We start from the raw sequence: 18,742 nt of genomic DNA on the forward strand, positions 1-18,742 counted from the left end.
CAAAACCTCACTAAGAGTGAAACTGGTGGTATGTATAAAATTATGGCGTAGTATTTACGGAACTAATAGTGAACAAATAATTTAAACTATTCCGGATTTAGCATGCGCATTATTCACCGACTTACCCAATATCAGCGCTTATTCCAAAAGTTCGGAGAAAACCTGGCTTCGACGACAGTAAGTGAAGTCGCAGGTTTGCTATTTTGCAGTGAACGCCACGCTCGCACCTTAATACAACAGTTACAGGCAAATGGCTGGCTCAGCTGGCATTCGCAAGTGGGCCGGGGCAAACGCGCACAACTACAATGCCTGAAAAACCCCGATACACTTCGGGCAACCTATATGCAGGCGTTTCTCGAACAAGGTGATCATCAGGCTGCGCTCGAATTGGCTCAACTGGAGCCTGAACGTTTACAGGCGTTGCTGAACCCTCATATGGGGGGGCAGTGGCAAGCAGACAGCCCAGTATTACGTATTCCATATTACCGTATGCTTGAGCCGTTAAATCCACTCACCGCCACTGGTCGGGCAGAGCAGCACCTGATTTACACCTTGCACGCGGGGTTGACTCGTTTTAATACCGGTTGTCCCCAACCCCAACCGGATCTGGCCCACCACTGGCAAGTCAGTGATGATGGTTTGACCTGGCAATTCTTTTTACGCAGCCAGTTGCGTTGGCATAATGGGGAGCGCCTTCACGGTCAGCAATTATTGCAAACACTCAAGCTATTACGTGCCAATACCCGCAGCCAGCCAAGTTTTGCCAATATTTTGACCATTACCCTACCCCACGCTCTATGCCTACAGTTTACCCTTTCTCAGCCGGACTACTGGTTGGCTCATCGATTGGCTGATTTACCCTGCCGGCTATTTCATCCAGACAATCCTTTGCTGGGTGCAGGCCCGTTTAAATTGGCGACCTTCGAACAGCATCTGGTGCGCTTAGAACAACATGAGTTCTACCATTTGCAGCACCCTTATCTGGAAATCATTGAATACTGGATAACCCCGAACCTAATGGTGCAATCAACCGACGGTAGTTGCCAACATCCGGTGCGTATTACCATCGGTCAGGAAGAGGACTTCCCTTTAGCCCGCCCCGTTCAGCGCAGTATGAGCCTGGGGTTTTGCTATCTGGCGGTTAATCAGCATCGCAGCAATATGACTTCCCAGCAACTCGCCAGGTTACTGATGTTAGTGCAAACCTCGGGCATATTAGAGGAGTTATCAATCCGGCGCGGGATCATCACTCCAAGCCATGAAATGTTGCCGGGTTGGCCCATCCCAGAGTTTGCATCTGATGATGACTCGCCATTACCAACTCATCTGATATTGATATATCAACCACCGATGGAGCTTAAAAGTGTTGCCGAACAGCTAAAAGTTGTATTGGCAGCGCAGGGCTGCACATTAGAAATCCGCGCCAGCCACGATAAACAGTGGAAAGATAGCCACCAAATTGAACAGGCTGATTTATTATTAGCAGACCATTTGGTTGGTGAATCACCAGAGGCGGCAATGGAAAGCTGGCTTCGACTTGATCCCCTGTGGCGTGGCATCCTGTCACCATCACAGTGGGAGCAGCAGCAAAAAACACTGACCCATATTCAACAAATAGAGCTGGCTTCAGAGCGGCATCACCAATTACGAGAGCATTATAATGATCTGATGCTATCCGGATTGATTCTACCGCTGTTCAACTATCAATATCAGGTCAATGCTCCACCACGAATTAATGGTGTGATATTAACCGCTTACGGTTGGTTCGACTTCAGTCAGGCGTGGCTCCCTCCGACTGCGACGTGATAACCAAACTCCGGTAGCTACCTTTTCTTGCGCTATCTAAGTACCATACTCGTCATATTTCAAGCTGCATGTGCGTTGGCTACACTCAATAACCTGAATCACTTACTCATGTAAGCTCATCGGGATTATCTCGCTTGCCGCCTTCCTGCAACTCGAATTCTTTAGAGTATATACTGCCAGTTTTCAATTTTGCTGTGAGATTTGCGCTTTAAGGCTCACAGCCACGAGGTAACAGTATGAAACGTGCCGTAGTTGTCTTTAGTGGCGGACAAGATTCCACCACCTGCTTGATTCAAGCATTACAGCAGTATGATGAAGTCCACTGCATTACCTTCGATTATGGGCAGCGACATCGTGCTGAAATCGATGTCGCTCGTGAGCTGGCAATTCAACTTGGAGCTAAAGCTCACAAAGTGCTGGATGTGGGCATGCTTAATGAGTTAGCTGTCAGTAGCCTGACCCGAGACAGCATCCCTGTACCCTCTCACAGTGAAGAGGGTGAGGATTCGATTCCCAGCACCTTCGTTCCTGGCCGTAATATTCTATTTCTGACCCTGGCTGCTATTTATGCTTATCAAGTACAAGCTCAGGCTGTCATTACCGGTGTTTGTGAAACAGACTTTTCTGGTTACCCAGATTGCCGGGATGAATTCGTTAAGGCTCTTAACCATGCCATAGATTTAGGTATTGGCCGTGATATTGCTTTTATCACCCCGCTGATGTGGCTGGATAAAGCCGAAACATGGGCATTGGCGGATTACTATCAGCAACTCGATCGTATCCGTCATGACACATTAACTTGTTATAACGGGATTCAAGGTGATGGTTGCGGTCAATGTGCTGCCTGCCACTTGCGCGCCAAAGGGTTAGAGTCCTATCTGGCTAATAAACCTAAAGTCATATTAAGCCTAAAACAAAAAACCGGACTGGTTTAACCGCTTTAAGACCAAAAACTAGCGGCGACCTGCCTTTCTCTACCTCCTCCAAAGCGAGGTAGAGCTTTATTACGCACAATATCTTTTTATAAACCCCGGTTAATAAACTCCTGAAGTTTCTCACGCAACTCCCCATCAATGGGTAATGCCTTTTGATTACGCAAATCGATGCATACAAAAGTCAATTCTGCATCAGCCACAGCAATAGAATCTGGCTCTAGTGTGACCATTTGTTTCATCACACCACTTTTTCCATTCAATCTTAATAGTTGACTATCGATTCGTAACAGGTCGCCCAAAACCGCAGGCCGACGATAGTTAATATTGATATTAACCACGATAAAAGCGATTTGATTTTCAGCCATCCATTGTGCTGCAGGCTCCCCATCAAGCCATTCCCAGCGGGCTTCTTCGAGAAACTCTAAATAGCGGGCATTATTAACATGTTGAAAAACATCAATATGAAAACCCCTGACTCTAATATGAGTATGCATGCGACGAGCTTCTCCAGACAATGGGTTGTTATTATAGAATGATAGATACAACTGGTATGACCTCAAGGAGAAAGCCTAGCAGAGGAAAATCACTTTATAGTGTGCTTATTATATAATCCGGATCAACATCACAGTTTTACCTAACAGTTGCGACTTACATTATGAAATGATGAAAGTTATACGTGGCAAAAAAGCCAGGCAAACACGGTATCTGCCTGACTGTGCTATCTATTTTTCTTCCTCTATTTACATTTTAAGTTTGGTGCGATTTCTCTCTAAGAAAGAGGGGCCAATCCCTGGCACTTCAAGCAGTTGCTCTGCGTCAGTAAAAAAGCCGAATTGCTCACGATAATTAACAATTGCTTCCGCTTTCTTCCGGCCTATTCCGCTGAGGGACTGAGCCAGTTCTTCCGCATCTGCACTGTTAATATTGATTTGGCTCGGTAAATTACCCGCAGTGGCTGTTACGACCATTTTGTCATGTGTGGCTTTCTCAGGAATTTTTGATACGGCGTTTACCTTGGTTGTAGCCTTACCTGGCACTGACGGGTTGAGAACTTTATCCTGAGAGGAGTTTGGGGCCGCATAAGCCAAAGGGGGGATATTAAAACCTGCCAATAGTGCCGTGATTACCAATAATTTTCCTATGAATTTCATGCTGTATCCTCCTTGTGTTTGACAGCATGCCTACCTTGCCTGAGCATCCGATTTGTCGCAAAAGGCAGTTTTTAGATATGCGAAAGGCCGCCAAAGCGACCTTTCGTTGTTACATCCAATTGCAAATCAATGCGAGGCTTATTGAGGTTGCTGTTGCTCCGCAGGGCCCATCTTGATGGTTGCCTGTTTGTGCAGGTTAGCCATCAGTGCATCAAAGGTCACACCGCTAGCCCCCTCTTCCATCTTAGCGATAAAGTTCTTCATTTCGCCTTCCGGTAATTTGCCTGGAGTCACCGATAACAGTTCGATCAATACGATGTTATCTTGGCGATCCTGAGACAAACCATACACTGGCTGGTCTTTTTGCGGATGAGGCAAAGCAAAGATAGTCTGCACTAATTGGTCATCATCAGGCGCGCGTGACAAGGTTTTCTTCTCACCGAAGCTAATCCCAGCAGCTTTCATAGCTTCTTCGCCTTTACCTTGTTTCAGAGCCGTCAGGATCTTTTCGCCATCAACACGAGCCAATTGTTCCGCTTTCTGACGTTTTACCAGTTCGGCAACCTGATCACGAACTTGTTCAAATGGTTCAATCCCTTCTGGTTTGTGGCCGTCAATGCGAATAACAAAAGCACGATCGCCGTCAACAGTGATGACATCGGAGTTGCTACCAGGTGCGCCATTTTCACCTACCAAGCCACCCTCAAAGATAGCTTGCACCACAGGTTTGAAGTTAACCTCGGCAGGCACCGCATCACGAGTAAACCAACCTGTTTGCTTAGCTTTCGCACCCGCGGCTTCTTCAGCCGAAGCCAGAGACTCGTTATCGCTGGTAGCCGCTTCGCTCACTTTTTGTTGTAAGGCGTAGTATGCATCAACCGCTTTTTCCTGCTTAACCTGTTTAGCCAGCGCATCATGAACTTCTGACAACGGTTTTACCTGCGCAGGTTTGATATCGTTAAGACGAACAATCAAATAACCCACGGAAGATTTCACCACATCAGACAACTGGCCTTTCTCAGTCAGATTTGCTTGTTTTAGCTCATCCGCTGTTGTTTCCGGTTCCAACCAACCTAACTCACCGCCATTTTTGCGGGAAATGATGTCGGTAGATTTCTCTTTTGCGATTGCAGCAAAATCAGCACCTTTTTTCAGCTCATCCAATGCAGCTTTGGCTTCAGCTTCAGTTTTAAACTGAATGACACTGTAGTTGCGTTGCTCAGGCTTAGTATAAGTACTCTTATGCTGGTCGTAATACGCGGCGATATCTTCTTCAGTAACAGTAATTTTGTCCTGCATCGCCGCTGCATCCATTGCAATGAAACTGATTTTCATCTGTTCCGGTGCAATGAAGCTATTTTTGTTCTGGTCGTAATAGGCTTGCAGCTCTTCATCAGTGACTTTCTGCTGTGCTTGAAGTGCTTTGAGGTCTAGCGTTGCCAGACGGACTTCACGTTGCTGCAAAATCAGCTCTGACATTGCTTGTGCTTCTACAGGCAGCACGAAACCAGTATCACCGAAGGCTTGTAGCAATTGCTGATTAATCAGCTGCTGGCGCTGTAATTGAGCGAATTGATCTGGGGTGTAGCCCATTCGATTGACCAGCTCAAGGTATTTGTTGTTATCGAACTTACCGTCAGTCTGGAAATAAGGTGCCTGGCGAATAGCATCTTTCACTTGTTCGTCACTGGCAGTCAGGCCTAATTTTTTAGCATATTGGTCGAGCAACATATTGTTGACCAATTGGCCAAGTACCTGCTGACGCAGTTGCAGCATGTAACCTTCGTTCGCGGCCAACGCGGAGAACTGTTCGCCCAATTGCTGTTGCAAGCGGCCACGTTCGCTCTGTACAGCCTGTTCTAACTGAGCACGACTAATCTCTTGGCCATTAACTTTGGCAGCAAAGTCGTTGGAGCCACCGATCAGATAGCTGCCAACCCCAGTCAGGATAAAGGACAACATGATCAGGGCCAGAATGATTTTGAGCACGACGTTATTAGCAGCCGCGCGTAAATTGTCCATCATAATGTGACAATACTCCGCTGTAATATGGATAAAAACTGTTGCGCAGGTCTAAATAAACCCAGCATTCCTTGCGACAGCCCTTCATGCTGCTGCGCGAAAAAAAAGCGCATCATTAACGATGCGCCTTGTATCTTACCTTACCAACTCAACTGCGTCAGGTTATTGTTAACACAAACACAGGTGAGAATTGACGCGGCAATCAGTTTACAGCGTCTTTCAGGCCTTTACCGGCACGGAAGCCTGGTACTTTGGCTGCTGGAATACTGATTTCTTTGCCTGTCTGAGGGTTACGGCCAGTACGTGCAGAACGCTCACGTACTGCAAAAGTACCAAAACCAACCAGAGCTACGTCATCCCCTTCTTTCAAAGATTCAGTAACAGAAGCAATAATTGCATCCAATGCGCGCCCAGCGGCCGCTTTAGAAATATCAGCACCTGCGGCAATTTTGTCGATCAGTTGTGACTTATTCACTCTTTCATCCCCTTTAAAATTCTATTGTCGCGCCGAAAATCCCTACGGACAACACGACAGCGCAGCTGTTATATCAATCCCGTCTGACCTTAGCAAGCAGCCCAAAGACTTAAACTTTTACCAGACAGACGAACTAACTTAGCGGCACAAAAAATAGCTGGCAAGTAGCATTTCACTTACCAGCATCAGTTTTATCAATACTTCTTGCGATCCGTCACTATTTTGACGCTACCGGCTGTGCCCCGAAGGCAGGATTTTGCAAAGCAATGGCTAAAACATCATCAATTCGTTTAACCGGATGAATTTCCAGATCGGCGATAACATTGTCTGGAATCTCTTCCAAATCACGTTTGTTATCATCTGGAATCAGCACAACTTTAATCCCACCACGGTGAGCGGCCAACAATTTCTCTTTCAAGCCACCGATTGGTAATACCAAACCACGTAAGGTGATTTCACCGGTCATGGCAACATCTGCCCGCACCGGGTTACCGGTCAAACAAGAAACCAGTGCTGTACACATGGCAATACCGGCGCTCGGCCCATCTTTCGGTGTTGCACCTTCTGGCACATGCACGTGGATGTCGCGTTTCTCGTAGAAATCAGGGTTAATACCTAATTTATCTGCACGCGCACGCACCACGGTCAATGCGGCCTGAATAGATTCTTGCATGACTTCGCCCAATGAACCGGTGTAAGTCAGTTTGCCTTTACCTGGCACACATGCGGTTTCGATGGTCAGCAAATCACCACCCACTTCTGTCCATGCCAGGCCAGTCACTTGACCAACACGGTTTTCAGTGTCTGCGCGACCATAATCGACTTTCTGTACACCCAGGAAGTCTTTCAGGTTGTCACCGGTGATTTCAATGTGCTTAACCGTTTTATCCATCAGCAGATTTTTGACTGCCTTACGGCACAGTTTGGAGATTTCGCGCTCCAGACTACGCACCCCAGCCTCGCGGGTGTAATAACGGATAATGCTCATGATCGCACTGTCATCGATGGTCAGTTCGCCTTTCTTAATGGCGTTGCGCTCAAATTGTTTTGGCAGCAAGTGCTGCTTGGCAATATTGAGTTTCTCATCTTCGGTATAACCGGACAGACGAATCACTTCCATACGGTCCAGCAACGGCGCCGGAATATTCATGGAGTTAGAGGTTGCAACAAACATTACATCCGACAGATCGTAATCCACTTCCAGATAGTGATCGTTAAATGCCACGTTTTGTTCTGGATCTAACACCTCCAGCAAAGCAGACGCCGGATCACCACGCATATCGGATGCCATTTTATCGATCTCATCCAATAGGAAAAGTGGGTTTTTTACCCCAACTTTTGCCATTTTCTGGATCAATTTACCCGGCATAGAGCCAATATAAGTACGACGGTGGCCGCGGATCTCTGCTTCATCACGCACACCGCCCAGAGCCATACGCACATATTGACGGCCGGTGGCTTTGGCAATAGATTGCCCCAGAGAAGTTTTACCCACCCCAGGAGGCCCTACCAGACACAGGATTGGCCCTTTGATTTTGCTGACCCGGCTCTGGACTGCGAGATATTCCAGAATACGATCTTTAACCCGTTCCAGGCCGTAATGGTCGGTATCCAGAACTTCCTGCGCTTTTACCAAGTCTTTTTTAACTTTGCTACGACTGTTCCACGGCACCTGCAACATCCAATCGATGTAACCACGAACAACGGTGGCCTCCGCCGACATCGGCGACATCATTTTCAGTTTTTGCAGTTCAGCTTCGGTTTTTTCGCGTGCATCTTTCGGCATTTTAGCCGCTTCGATTTTGCGTTTTAGCGCTTCATGCTCGTCAGGTGTATCGTCCATCTCGCCCAGTTCTTTTTGAATGGCTTTCATTTGCTCATTCAAATAGTACTCGCGCTGGCTCTTTTCCATCTGCTTTTTGACACGATTACGGATCCGCTTTTCAACCTGTAACAGATCGATTTCGGATTCCATCATTGCCATCAGATATTCCAGACGTTCGGTCACATCGAACATTTCCAGAACAGCTTGTTTGTCATTTAACTTCAACGGCATATGTGCCGCGATAGTGTCGGCCAGACGTGCCGCATCATCAATACTGTGCAACGAAGCCAGGACTTCCGGTGGGATTTTTTTGTTCAGTTTGATATAGCCTTCAAACTGATTAATCGCCGTGCGAACCAGCACTTCCTGCTCACGATCGTCCATTACCGGCGATTCAAGATATTCCGCCTGAGCAGCAAAATGCTCGCCGCTGTCGGAAAGCGTGGTGATACGCGCACGCTGTAGCCCTTCAACCAGCACTTTTACCGTGCCATCAGGCAATTTCAACATTTGTAGAATTGAGGCTACGGTGCCGACTGAAAACAGATCATTGATACCAGGCTCATCCGTCGAGGCTTCTTTCTGCGCAACCAGCATGATTTTTTTATCATGGTCCATTGCAGCTTCCAGGCACCGAATCGACTTTTCCCGGCCAACAAACAGTGGGATCACCATATGCGGATAAACCACCACATCGCGCAGAGGCAATACGGGGATTTCTATGCGTTCGGAACGCTCAGGGTTCATAGAGCTCTCTCTTAGTTTAGCTTCCGCCAGATTACTGGGAATCTCGTGAAACACGAGTCATCACGAGTTTCACTAAATAGGTAATTGAGTATATGGGGACGAATGTCTTACATTCAACGATTACAATGCGAGGAAAAAGAAATGGGGGATAAAATCCCCCATTGTCATACTAACCATCTGGATTATTTGGCTAATTATTCGCCAGAAGCCTGGGCTTCCGGTTGGCCATAAATCAGCATTGGTGCAGATTGACCAGCAATAACTGATTCATCTACTACCACTTTTTCCACACTTTCCATTGACGGTAAATCGTACATGGTATCGAGCAAAGCACCTTCTACGATAGAGCGCAGGCCACGAGCACCTGTTTTACGTGCCATCGCTTTCTTGGCAATAGCGATCAACGCTTCATCGCGGAACTCAAGTTCCACACCTTCAAGATTGAACAATGCCTGATATTGTTTAGTCAGCGCATTTTTCGGCTCTTTCAGGATCTGAATCAGGGCGTCTTCGCTCAATTCACTCAAGGTTGCAACCACGGGTAAACGACCAATAAATTCAGGGATTAAACCGAATTTAATCAAGTCTTCCGGTTCAGCCTGGCTCAATAACTCGCCTTCTGTCGCCTTTTCTGACTTGCCTTTTACCGTCGCCCCGAAGCCAATACCGCTACCGGTGTTAATGCGCTGCCCGATAACTTTATCCAGGCCCGCAAAAGCACCACCACAGATAAACAGAATCTTAGAGGTATCAACCTGCAAAAACTCTTGCTGCGGATGCTTACGACCACCTTGTGGTGGTACGGCAGCGATAGTCCCTTCGATCAATTTCAACAGAGCCTGCTGCACACCCTCACCCGAAACATCGCGAGTGATGGATGGGTTATCAGACTTACGTGAAATCTTATCAATCTCATCGATATAGACGATACCACGTTGCGCTTTCTGGACGTCGTAGTCACATTTCTGCAACAGCTTCTGAATGATGTTTTCAACATCTTCACCCACGTAACCAGCTTCGGTCAGTGTGGTCGCATCAGCCATGGTAAACGGCACATCCAGGAAGCGAGCCAATGTTTCCGCTAACAGCGTTTTACCACTACCCGTCGGACCAATCAGCAGAATATTACTTTTACCCAACTCGATACCATTACTGGTATCGCCATTGCGTAAACGCTTGTAATGGTTATACACAGCAACAGCCAGCACTTTTTTCGCCGGTTCCTGTCCGATGACATAATCATCAAGATGGCGACGAATTTCATGCGGCGTTGGCAGCGAACTACGCTCCCGGTGCGGCGCAACTTCTTTGATCTCTTCGCGAATAATGTCGTTACATAAATCGACACATTCATCGCAGATATACACTGACGGCCCGGCAATTAGCTTACGCACTTCATGCTGGCTTTTGCCGCAGAAAGAGCAATACAGCAGCTTTCCAGAACCGTCTTTGCGCTTATCTGTCATCAGTAAACCTCTTCTTCAGTATCTGCCACATCTGAAACTATGCGGCAGGGAGACTATTCTCGCTATTTCTGTACGCCACGTTAGCTTTCAACGGACAGCCGATATAATAGGTAGTGTACAAACAATACTCAATTAGGCCTTATTCAGCACTAGGGCTTGTTCTCGTTACATTCACTATAGTATATCGGCTCACAGAAATAAGTCGTTAGTCACGACGGGTGAACACAGAATCAACTAAACCGTATTCTACAGCCTCATCAGCTGACAAGAAACGGTCACGCTCAGTGTCTCTCTCTATTTCTTCAAGAGATTTACCCGTGTGTTTTGCCATCAGTTCATTCATGCGTGATTTCACTTTCAAAATCTCTTTGGCATGAATTTCAATATCTGTAGCTTGCCCCTGGAAGCCGCCCAACGGTTGGTGAATCATGACCCGTGAATTCGGCAAGCAGAAACGTTTACCCTTAGCACCCGCAGTCAACAGGAATGCACCCATTGAACATGCCTGGCCCATACAAATCGTGCTGACATCCGGCTTAATGAATTGCATGGTGTCATAAATTGACATCCCAGCAGTAATCACTCCACCCGGTGAGTTGATATACAGGAAGATGTCTTTTTCTGGATTCTCTGCTTCCAGAAATAGCATTTGCGCTGTGATCAGGTTGGCCATGTGGTCTTCAACCTGGCCAGTCAGGAAAATGATGCGCTCTTTCAGCAGACGGGAGAAAATATCGTAAGAACGTTCCCCACGTGAAGTCTGCTCAACTACCATTGGCACCAGAGCCATGTTAGGTGCAAATTGATCTCGTTCGCCACTGTATGACATTACCGTCTCCTAATAGAATTTACTTTGGCGCCATTCATAACCGATTCTACTTGAGATAAGGAATGATGACTATGTTCATGCGTGCAAACAGTCCGGTTATCCAGCCATATTTAAAGCTGCATGTGCGTTGGCTAGGCCCGACACTCATAACAGTAAGCTCATCGGGATAGCTTCCCTTGCCGCCTTCCTGCAACTCGAATTATTTAGGGTATATCCAGACTCATTCGACGGTGGTAATCAGCCAGTGTTTCATCAACATCTTATATGAACGTCTGTTAGATTAATTGGGGGATTAATATTCATTTTCAAGCCCCAACGATACTTTTTTAGCCTAACAACTCTCTTTTTAACCTGAAAACTACCACCATCTCTGCCGTAATCACGACGCCCTATTGATTATTTATCTGTTAAGCACTTCATTTTACTTTTCAAATATAGCGCAGATTACAGCGAAACATGCCAGATTAATCATACTATTGAGGGATTATTGTTACTAAAAGAAAAAGCCCGTAGCCAAAGGCAACGGGCTTAATCAAACAACAGACTAGCCAAATTACAGCCAGTTTGGTGCGCTAAAAACATTACGCCGTAGTGGTCTGATTCATCAGTTCACTAAAGGTCGTTGGTTTTTCAGTTACTTTAGCTTTAGAAAGCAGAGTTTCTACTGCTTGTTCTTCCAGAGCAACGTTGCGCATATTGTTCATCAGCTCTTTGTTTTTGCTGTAGAACTCAATAACTTCTTGTGGATCTTCGTACGCAGAAGCCATTTCTTCGATCAGTGCTTTAACACGATCTTCGTCTGCTTTCAGTTCGTGCTGGCTGATAACTTCGCCCAGCAACAGACCGACAACAACGCGACGTTTAGCTTGCTCTTCGAACAATTCACGAGGTAATTCAGCAGCTTGCTTCTCGTTACCACCGAAACGCTGTGCAGCCTGACGGCGCAGAACGTCGATTTCACCTTCAACCAGTGCAGCTGGAACGTCGATTTCGTTCGCGCTAACCAGACCGTCGATTACCTGAGTTTTAACACGGTTACGTACCGCGCCTTTCAGCTCACGCTCCATGTTTTTACGCACTTCAGCACGCAAACCGGCAACTGAACCATCAGCAACGCCGAAACGTTTGATGAATTCTTCAGTCAGTTCTGGCAGTTCACGCACTTCAACTTTCTTCAACACGATGTCGAATTTAGCTGATTTACCTTTCAGGTTTTCTGCGTGGTAATCTTCTGGGAAGTTTACGTCGATGGTGAATTCTTCACCGGCTTTATGACCGATCACACCTTCTTCGAAACCTGGGATCATACGACCCTGGCCCATTGCTAACACGAAATCAGTCGCTTGACCGCCTTCGAAAACTTCACCGTCGATAGAACCGGTGAAATCCAGAGTTGCACGATCTTCAGCAGTTGCTGCAGCGTCAGTTTCTTTCCAGGTAGCTTGTTGCTTACGCAGAGTTTCCAGCATGGTATCAACGTCAGCGTCATTTACTTCAACAACTGGCTTTTCTACTTCAATGCTTTCCAGATCTTTCAGCTCAACTTCCGGATACACTTCGAACTCAACGGAATAAGTAAAATCTTCACCCTCTTTGTACTGGCCCGGCACATAGTTAGGTGCGCCAGCTGGGTTGATTTTTTCTTTAATGATCGCGTCAACGAAATTACGTTGCATCAGATCACCCAGTACGTCCTGGCGAACAGATGCGCCGTAACGCTGTTCAACGATGTTCATTGGCACGTGGCCTTTACGGAAACCGTCGATACGAACATTTTTAGCGGCTTTAACTAATTCGCTTTTTACGGCTTTCTCAATGCTGTCAGCAGCAACAGTAATTGTTACACGGCGGCCAAGGCCTTGGGTGGTTTCAACAGAAACTTGCATCTTGTTACCTCAAAAAAATCACAGTGCTCGGTCAACTCCAGAAGCTGCAAACGAAGCAGCACCATTTCCCTTTCAGGAATGATGCGAACTCTGAAAACACCCTCTAAGAACCGGGACGGCCGCATTAAACAGAACCGAGTATCCCAGATGTCAGAAGCGTCCCGAAACCATTCCGGAAAAATAAGACGCGACATTATAGCGGCGCACAAGGTACGAGTCGAGGAAAGCAAGCGAATGTTGTCGCGGTAAAATTCACGCGTGAATCGTTCCCTCGGCTAAAACTCCTGTGGCACACTAATGAAATAAACATGTCGCCTATAATAAAAACACAAGCGGCTCTAGGGCCGCCTGCACAATTCGCATCTACTAATACCCTAAATCAGGCCGGAATGACTACTGTTATCCAGCCTGTTTTAAATTAATCAGGCGGCTTATGCCAATGTACCTGCACCACGACAAGATGGAGAAACTGGCACAGTGTCTTGCAATCCAGTCCACTCTTTCAGGGTATAAGTGTGTAAGGCCAGCGCATGAACGGTACTCGCCAGCTCTTCAGCCAACGCACTATAAATCGCACGATGTCGATTTAGAAAGCGTTGATCTTGAAATTTATTGCTGACGATCACAATTTTAAAATGACTTTCCGAACCAGCAGGAACATTGTGGCGGTAACTTTCATTAATTACCTCCAGATGATCTGGTTCGAATGCCATTTTAAGTTTTTCTTCAATTTGTTCCCGAATCAAAATCATCATTCTCTCCTTACTGCTGAGGCAGAAAACTGCCCACTCTCTATTGCAATATTAGTGTATTTTCGCTGTTTTATAACATTTCAGATACAAAATATCCCGAATATCTCACCGTGACCGGTTCTGACAAAAGGCTAATCTTCTGGTCAACCAAAATGTGATTTGTAGCGGCTTTAAATAAAATGAAAGACCACTCGAGGGAAAAACGTATTTTTTGGTGAATTTCTCTACATCAAGATCTTCCACCAGCCACGCGCAGTGCTATGATGTCGCCACTGCAAACTCGCAAAATAACATGGCTGCTATCCTGCTCTGATTATTAAAGAATTCCATAACTATTGAGAAAGTGAACATGCTAAAGAAAATTCTTTTCCCGCTGTTGGCTGTTTTTATACTGGCGGGTTGTGCTGCCAGTAACAACACCTTGAACGTTACCCCGAAAGTCGTCTTACCTCCTCAAGATCCAACGCTGATGGGGGTAACAATCAGCATTAATGGTGCCGATCAGCGCCAGGATGCGGCCCTGGCTAAAGTGAATCGTGACGGCCAACTAGTGGTATTAACACCGTCTCGTGATCTGCGTTTCCTGTTACAAGAAGTGCTTGAAAAACAAATGACCGCCCGTGGTTATATGATTGGCACCAATGCGCCTGTTGATCTGCAAATTGTTGTGAATCAACTGTTCGCTGATGTGCAAGAAGGCAATCTTCGCTACAACATCACCACCAAAGCTGATATTTCTATCACTGCTACTGCCAAAAACGGCAACAAGCAGGTTAAAAACTACCGTGCCAGCTATAACGTTCAGGGTGCATTCACTGCAACTAACGAAAAAATCACTGATGCTGTTAATACCGTGTTGAGTGATGTTATTGCAGATATGGCGCAAGACACCAGCGTCAGTAGCTTTATCAAACAAAATGCCCGCTAATCTGCTCTTTGCTTAACATTATTACTGCTTAACAGAATGCTCCTCCCTGCTGATAGGGGGGAGCATGTAGGTCTCACATGTCCAATCGCTATTCGAACCTTTTTACCCAACGTAACTCGCTTGTTCTTTTGTTGTTGGGATTTGCCTCAGGCCTTCCTTTAGCCCTGACCGGCGGGACATTGCAAGCCTGGATGACGGTTGAAAACGTTAGTCTGAAAACTATCGGTATTTTTTCGCTAGTCGGCCAAGCCTACGTTTTTAAGTTTCTCTGGTCGCCACTGATGGATCGCTACACCCCTTCCTTTCTGGGGCGTCGCCGTGGCTGGTTGATCATCAGTCAGCTGTTATTAATTGTCGCCATTATTGCCATGGGCTTTATGGAACCAGCTAAACATTTATGGTGGCTGGCCGCTATCGCCGTACTGGTTGCATTCTGCTCAGCATCGCAAGATATTGTTTTTGATGCCTATAAAACCGATTTACTTACGCCAGAAGAACGCGGAACCGGTGCCGCAGTTTCAGTATTGGGTTATCGCCTCGCCATGTTGGTGTCTGGTGGGCTGGCACTGTGGATAGCGGATCGTTATCTCGGCTGGCAATCCACTTACTGGCTGATGGCCGGGTTAATGCTCATTGGGGTATTTGCCACGTTATTTGCCCCAGAACCCGATATTCGTATTGCTCCGCCGAAAACCCTGGAGCAGGCAATCGTCGAGCCGTTGCGTGATTTTTTTGGTCGCAACAATGCCTGGCTGATTCTGCTGCTTATCGTATTGTACAAAATGGGGGATGCTTTTGCGGCTAGCTTAAGCACCACTTTTTTGATCCGTGGAGTCGGATTCGATGCCGGCGAAGTTGGCTTGGTCAATAAAACTCTGGGATTAATCGCCACCATTATTGGTGCACTGTATGGCGGTTTGCTGATGCAACGCCTGAGTTTATTCCGGGCATTGATGATATTTGGTATTTTACAAGCCATATCCAACATTGGTTATTGGCTGCTATCCATTACAGATAAAAATATCTTCTCCATGGGCAGCGCCATATTTCTGGAAAACCTGTGTGGTGGGATGGGGACGGCAGCCTTTGTCGCTCTGTTGATGACGCTTTGCAACAAATCGTTCTCGGCCACGCAATTTGCTTTGTTATCAGCACTCTCTGCTGTGGGTCGGGTATATGTTGGCCCGATAGCGGGGTGGTTTGTTGAAACACATGGCTGGCCATTGTTCTATTTATTCTCTATTGCTGCTGCCATTCCTGGACTCTTACTGCTCTATATCTGCCGCCAGACATTGGAATACACACAAAAAACCGATGAATTTATGCCCAGAACAGAGTTTAAAACAGCTTATCGGTGGGCATTGCGTTTTCTAACCATTGGCTGCGCGTTATTAGCTGCATGGCTGATTTTACTCATATGTAATGCATTAGATTGGACATCAGCTTCAGATGTGGCCGATACACTGCTATTGCGTGGCATTCAGCTCAGTGTGGTTGGTATGGTTCTGGGTGGTGTATTGGATTATCTCGCGCTTAGACGAGAAAAATTAGCGTAATAAACCACATCTAAATATGAAAGCTGGCATATGTGCCGGCTTTTTTTATGGTTACAAAACAAACCACCTGAACACTTCCTCGCCATTATTTTGATATGAATCACAAATTTCAGTAACACTTGCAAAATATTGTTCACAAAACGAGATCCATATCACTTTCAGCTATTTATCCTTTCGTGCTCTGAGACTATGATGAGCGCACTTTTTGTTAAGGACTGTGTCCTTTTATTTCTTCTGGCATCTTTCAACCACACAGAGGCATTTATGCGTAAAATTCTTATCGGCGCCGTGGCGCTGACTGCGATCACTTTGGCTCCAGCCGTCCAAGCTGAATATCAGTGGGGTTTTGCTAATATCAGCATGAACTACCTTGACTGGACTCGCAGCACTACGCATAAATCTGGTGATTCTTCGCATAAAGATGATTTCGCATATATTGAATTAGAAGGCGGTGCAGGTTATAGCTGGGGCGAGATCTACGGCTTTTTTGATTTAGAAAACCCATTCAATTCAAAAACAGCACAACCAGGTGATAACCAGCGCTATACCTTTAAAACAACAGGCCGCTACTATTTAGGCGATTCTGGTTTCAACCTTTATGGTCATATTTATGGCACCTACTCACTGCCAAGTGCTGAGGGTAACAATTACAGCAACTTCCATGAAGTGAATACCTTGTATGGTATCGGCTACAACGCCACTGTTGCCGGTGTGTGGATGAAACCCTTTGTTGCACTGCACTATGTTGATCAGACTTATTACTCAGGTAATAACGGTTATGTGGTGGGTTGGGTTGCCGGTTATGACTTTACTGCATTCGATGAAAACTTCAGCATCACCAACTGGAACGAACTGGAGTTCAACCGAGCTGAGCGCTATGCCGCAGGTAACGGTGGTCGAAATGGGGTGAACGGTGCTATTGCTCTTTGGTGGACTCCAATTAAGCAATTCACCACGGGTATTCAGTATCGTTATGCTTATAACAAATTGGGCGAAGATTTTTTACAAGACGGTATCGTTTATTCAATTAAATATAATTTCTAACTAAAATGATCTCGGGGTGCCTATTTTTAGCGCCCCAGGATATATTTTAATTTACCGTAGCATCACATATTATTTACATAAAATAAGTTCAGGTAATAAATAAAAATCAGTATTTCCCGTAAATAAAAGCGTAATAACCGTTGTTTTTCCTTAACATCCACCATTTTGCAGCAACCCACCTTCGCCAACATATTGTTGCGATTAGTAAATTGTCACGCAAGGTAACATCTGTGACCCCCTTAACATAAAGTGTCAACAAGCCGCTGACACAATCTTAAGCATGTTTACAGTCCTGCAACCTTCCCGTAAAATGCCCGCACACATGAAACGACAATAGAGCCCTTTTGTAATTGAGGTCGTTAGATGAGACTTAAGAAATACATTAAAAATATGGGTATGTTGTCATTATTAGCAGCCACGGTAATGCTCAGTGGTTGCGATATGGTATTGATGAACCCCAAAGGCGCAATCGGAGTCGAGCAAAAAACACTGATACTGACAGCTATCGGTTTAATGTTGATCGTCGTAATTCCGGTTATTTTTATGGCGTTTGCTTTTGCATGGAAGTACCGCGCGTCCAACAAAAGTGCGACCTACACCCCAAACTGGTCCCATTCCAACAAAATTGAGCTTGTTGTATGGGCTGTTCCAATCATTATCATTGCTATTTTGGCAACGATAACCTGGAAAACCTCCCACGAACTTGACCCGTTCAAGCCGCTTGAAGTAGCGGGTAAAGAACCAATCACTATTGAAGTGGTTTCCCTGGACTGGAAATGGCTGTTTATCTATCCAGAACAAGGTATCGCTACAGTAAATGAATTGGCTTTCCCTACTGATGTTCCGGTGAACTTTAAAATCACCTCTAACTCGGTCATGAACTCGTTCTTTATCCCTCAGTTAGGCGGGCAGATTTATGCGATGGCCGGGATGCAAACCAAACTGCATCTGATTGCTAACGAAGCCGGTAAATACAATGGTATTTCCAGTAGCTTCAGTGGCAAAGGCTTCTCTGGTATGAAATTCACTGCGATCGCAACACCTACGCAGGAAGACTTCAACCAGTGGGTCGCACAGGTGAAAAAATCGCCGAACACTCTGAATACGACTGACGATTTCAATAAACTGGCTGAACCGAGCGAAAATAACCCGGTTGAGTATTTCTCCAGTGTAAAACCGGAGCTGTTTAAAGGAATTATTGGCAAGTTTATGGGTGATATGAACATGCACAAAAAAGGCGATGATACCCATTCAGGTATGGATATGAGCCAGGGCATGGATATGGGCGAACACGCCGCTCACGCCGGAGCCGAGGAATAA

15 protein-coding genes are annotated in these 18,742 nt (G+C 46.0%); 6 read left to right on the plus strand and 9 right to left on the minus strand.

The features are described from left to right. Nucleotides 1–102: 102 nt before the first annotated feature. The gene (locus FTB31_RS15170) at nt 103–1,806 is read left to right on the plus strand and encodes an SgrR family transcriptional regulator (protein ID WP_050077347.1); all 1,704 of its coding nucleotides are present in this window, start codon (nt 103–105) and stop codon (nt 1,804–1,806) included. 236 nt (nt 1,807–2,042) lie between these two features. Further along, complete coding sequence (gene queC, locus FTB31_RS15175; RefSeq protein WP_050077346.1) at nt 2,043–2,741, plus strand: 7-cyano-7-deazaguanine synthase QueC; 699 nt, start codon at nt 2,043–2,045, stop codon at nt 2,739–2,741. An 86-nt stretch (nt 2,742–2,827) separates the two neighbouring features. On the opposite strand, the gene FTB31_RS15180 is transcribed toward queC, so the two are convergent. The 9 genes from FTB31_RS15180 to bolA form a co-directional block, all read right to left on the minus strand. Next, on the minus strand, nt 2,828–3,235 hold the full coding sequence (locus tag FTB31_RS15180; RefSeq protein WP_050077345.1) for an acyl-CoA thioesterase: 408 nt from the start codon (nt 3,233–3,235) through the stop codon (nt 2,828–2,830). Nucleotides 3,236–3,481: 246 nt separating this feature from the next. After that, complete coding sequence (locus tag FTB31_RS15185) at nt 3,482–3,892, minus strand: ComEA family DNA-binding protein (protein ID WP_050077344.1); 411 nt, start codon at nt 3,890–3,892, stop codon at nt 3,482–3,484. Between the two features lie 138 nt (nt 3,893–4,030). Beyond that, nucleotides 4,031–5,917 carry a peptidylprolyl isomerase gene (gene ppiD, locus FTB31_RS15190; protein WP_050077343.1) on the minus strand — a complete coding sequence of 629 codons (1,887 nt, stop codon included), beginning with the start codon at nt 5,915–5,917 and terminating at the stop codon, nt 4,031–4,033. Nucleotides 5,918–6,116: 199 nt separating this feature from the next. Further along, a complete protein-coding gene (gene hupB / locus FTB31_RS15195; RefSeq protein WP_004392663.1) occupies nt 6,117–6,389 on the minus strand; it encodes a nucleoid-associated protein HU-beta in 273 nt (90 codons plus the stop codon). Nucleotides 6,390–6,606: 217 nt separating this feature from the next. Then, complete coding sequence (gene lon / locus FTB31_RS15200) at nt 6,607–8,961, minus strand: endopeptidase La (RefSeq protein WP_227731522.1); 2,355 nt, start codon at nt 8,959–8,961, stop codon at nt 6,607–6,609. A 194-nt stretch (nt 8,962–9,155) separates the two neighbouring features. Continuing rightward, nucleotides 9,156–10,427 carry an ATP-dependent protease ATP-binding subunit ClpX gene (gene clpX / locus FTB31_RS15205; RefSeq protein ID WP_050077341.1) on the minus strand — a complete coding sequence of 424 codons (1,272 nt, stop codon included), beginning with the start codon at nt 10,425–10,427 and terminating at the stop codon, nt 9,156–9,158. Between the two features lie 205 nt (nt 10,428–10,632). Then, nucleotides 10,633–11,256, minus strand: a complete 624-nt coding sequence (gene clpP, locus FTB31_RS15210; protein WP_005167636.1) for an ATP-dependent Clp endopeptidase proteolytic subunit ClpP — start codon at nt 11,254–11,256, stop codon at nt 10,633–10,635. A 581-nt stretch (nt 11,257–11,837) separates the two neighbouring features. Further along, a complete protein-coding gene (gene tig, locus FTB31_RS15215; RefSeq protein WP_050077340.1) occupies nt 11,838–13,142 on the minus strand; it encodes a trigger factor in 1,305 nt (434 codons plus the stop codon). Nucleotides 13,143–13,573: 431 nt separating this feature from the next. After that, on the minus strand, nt 13,574–13,894 hold the full coding sequence (bolA, locus tag FTB31_RS15220; protein WP_050077339.1) for a transcriptional regulator BolA: 321 nt from the start codon (nt 13,892–13,894) through the stop codon (nt 13,574–13,576). A 349-nt stretch (nt 13,895–14,243) separates the two neighbouring features. Between bolA and FTB31_RS15225 the strand changes: the two genes are divergently transcribed. The 4 genes from FTB31_RS15225 to cyoA all read left to right on the plus strand — a co-directional run bounded on the left by FTB31_RS15225 (nt 14,244) and on the right by cyoA (nt 18,742). After that, a complete protein-coding gene (locus FTB31_RS15225) occupies nt 14,244–14,822 on the plus strand; it encodes a lipoprotein (RefSeq protein WP_038631507.1) in 579 nt (192 codons plus the stop codon). Between the two features lie 77 nt (nt 14,823–14,899). Continuing rightward, nucleotides 14,900–16,378, plus strand: a complete 1,479-nt coding sequence (gene ampG / locus FTB31_RS15230; RefSeq protein ID WP_077174537.1) for a muropeptide MFS transporter AmpG — start codon at nt 14,900–14,902, stop codon at nt 16,376–16,378. A 264-nt stretch (nt 16,379–16,642) separates the two neighbouring features. Continuing rightward, nucleotides 16,643–17,422: a nucleoside-specific channel-forming Tsx family protein gene (locus FTB31_RS15235; RefSeq protein ID WP_050077337.1), complete on the plus strand. Its 780-nt coding sequence runs from the start codon at nt 16,643–16,645 to the stop codon at nt 17,420–17,422. A gap of 363 nt (nt 17,423–17,785) precedes the next feature. Continuing rightward, nucleotides 17,786–18,742, plus strand: coding sequence for a cytochrome o ubiquinol oxidase subunit II (cyoA, locus tag FTB31_RS15240; RefSeq protein ID WP_050077336.1), 957 nt, complete (start codon nt 17,786–17,788; stop codon nt 18,740–18,742).

Origin of the sequence: Yersinia proxima (genome assembly GCF_902170785.1) — a bacterium.
GTDB lineage: Bacteria > Pseudomonadota > Gammaproteobacteria > Enterobacterales > Enterobacteriaceae > Yersinia > Yersinia proxima.

Bases quoted from the DNA above. Each gene is read 5' to 3' on its own strand.
- FTB31_RS15185 (WP_050077344.1), bottom strand. From the start codon at position 3,892: ATGAAATTCATAGGAAAATTATTGGTAATCACGGCACTATTGGCAGGT.
- lon (WP_227731522.1), bottom strand. From the start codon at position 8,961: ATGAACCCTGAGCGTTCCGAACGCATAGAAATCCCCGTATTGCCTCTG.
- FTB31_RS15180 (WP_050077345.1), bottom strand. From the start codon at position 3,235: ATGCATACTCATATTAGAGTCAGGGGTTTTCATATTGATGTTTTTCAA.
- clpX (WP_050077341.1), bottom strand. From the start codon at position 10,427: ATGACAGATAAGCGCAAAGACGGTTCTGGAAAGCTGCTGTATTGCTCT.
- ppiD (WP_050077343.1), bottom strand. From the start codon at position 5,917: ATGATGGACAATTTACGCGCGGCTGCTAATAACGTCGTGCTCAAAATC.
- bolA (WP_050077339.1), bottom strand. From the start codon at position 13,894: ATGATTTTGATTCGGGAACAAATTGAAGAAAAACTTAAAATGGCATTC.
- tig (WP_050077340.1), bottom strand. From the start codon at position 13,142: ATGCAAGTTTCTGTTGAAACCACCCAAGGCCTTGGCCGCCGTGTAACA.
- queC (WP_050077346.1), top strand. From the start codon at position 2,043: ATGAAACGTGCCGTAGTTGTCTTTAGTGGCGGACAAGATTCCACCACC.
- FTB31_RS15235 (WP_050077337.1), top strand. From the start codon at position 16,643: ATGCGTAAAATTCTTATCGGCGCCGTGGCGCTGACTGCGATCACTTTG.
- clpP (WP_005167636.1), bottom strand. From the start codon at position 11,256: ATGTCATACAGTGGCGAACGAGATCAATTTGCACCTAACATGGCTCTG.
- FTB31_RS15170 (WP_050077347.1), top strand. From the start codon at position 103: ATGCGCATTATTCACCGACTTACCCAATATCAGCGCTTATTCCAAAAG.
- ampG (WP_077174537.1), top strand. From the start codon at position 14,900: ATGTCCAATCGCTATTCGAACCTTTTTACCCAACGTAACTCGCTTGTT.
- cyoA (WP_050077336.1), top strand. From the start codon at position 17,786: ATGAGACTTAAGAAATACATTAAAAATATGGGTATGTTGTCATTATTA.
- FTB31_RS15225 (WP_038631507.1), top strand. From the start codon at position 14,244: ATGCTAAAGAAAATTCTTTTCCCGCTGTTGGCTGTTTTTATACTGGCG.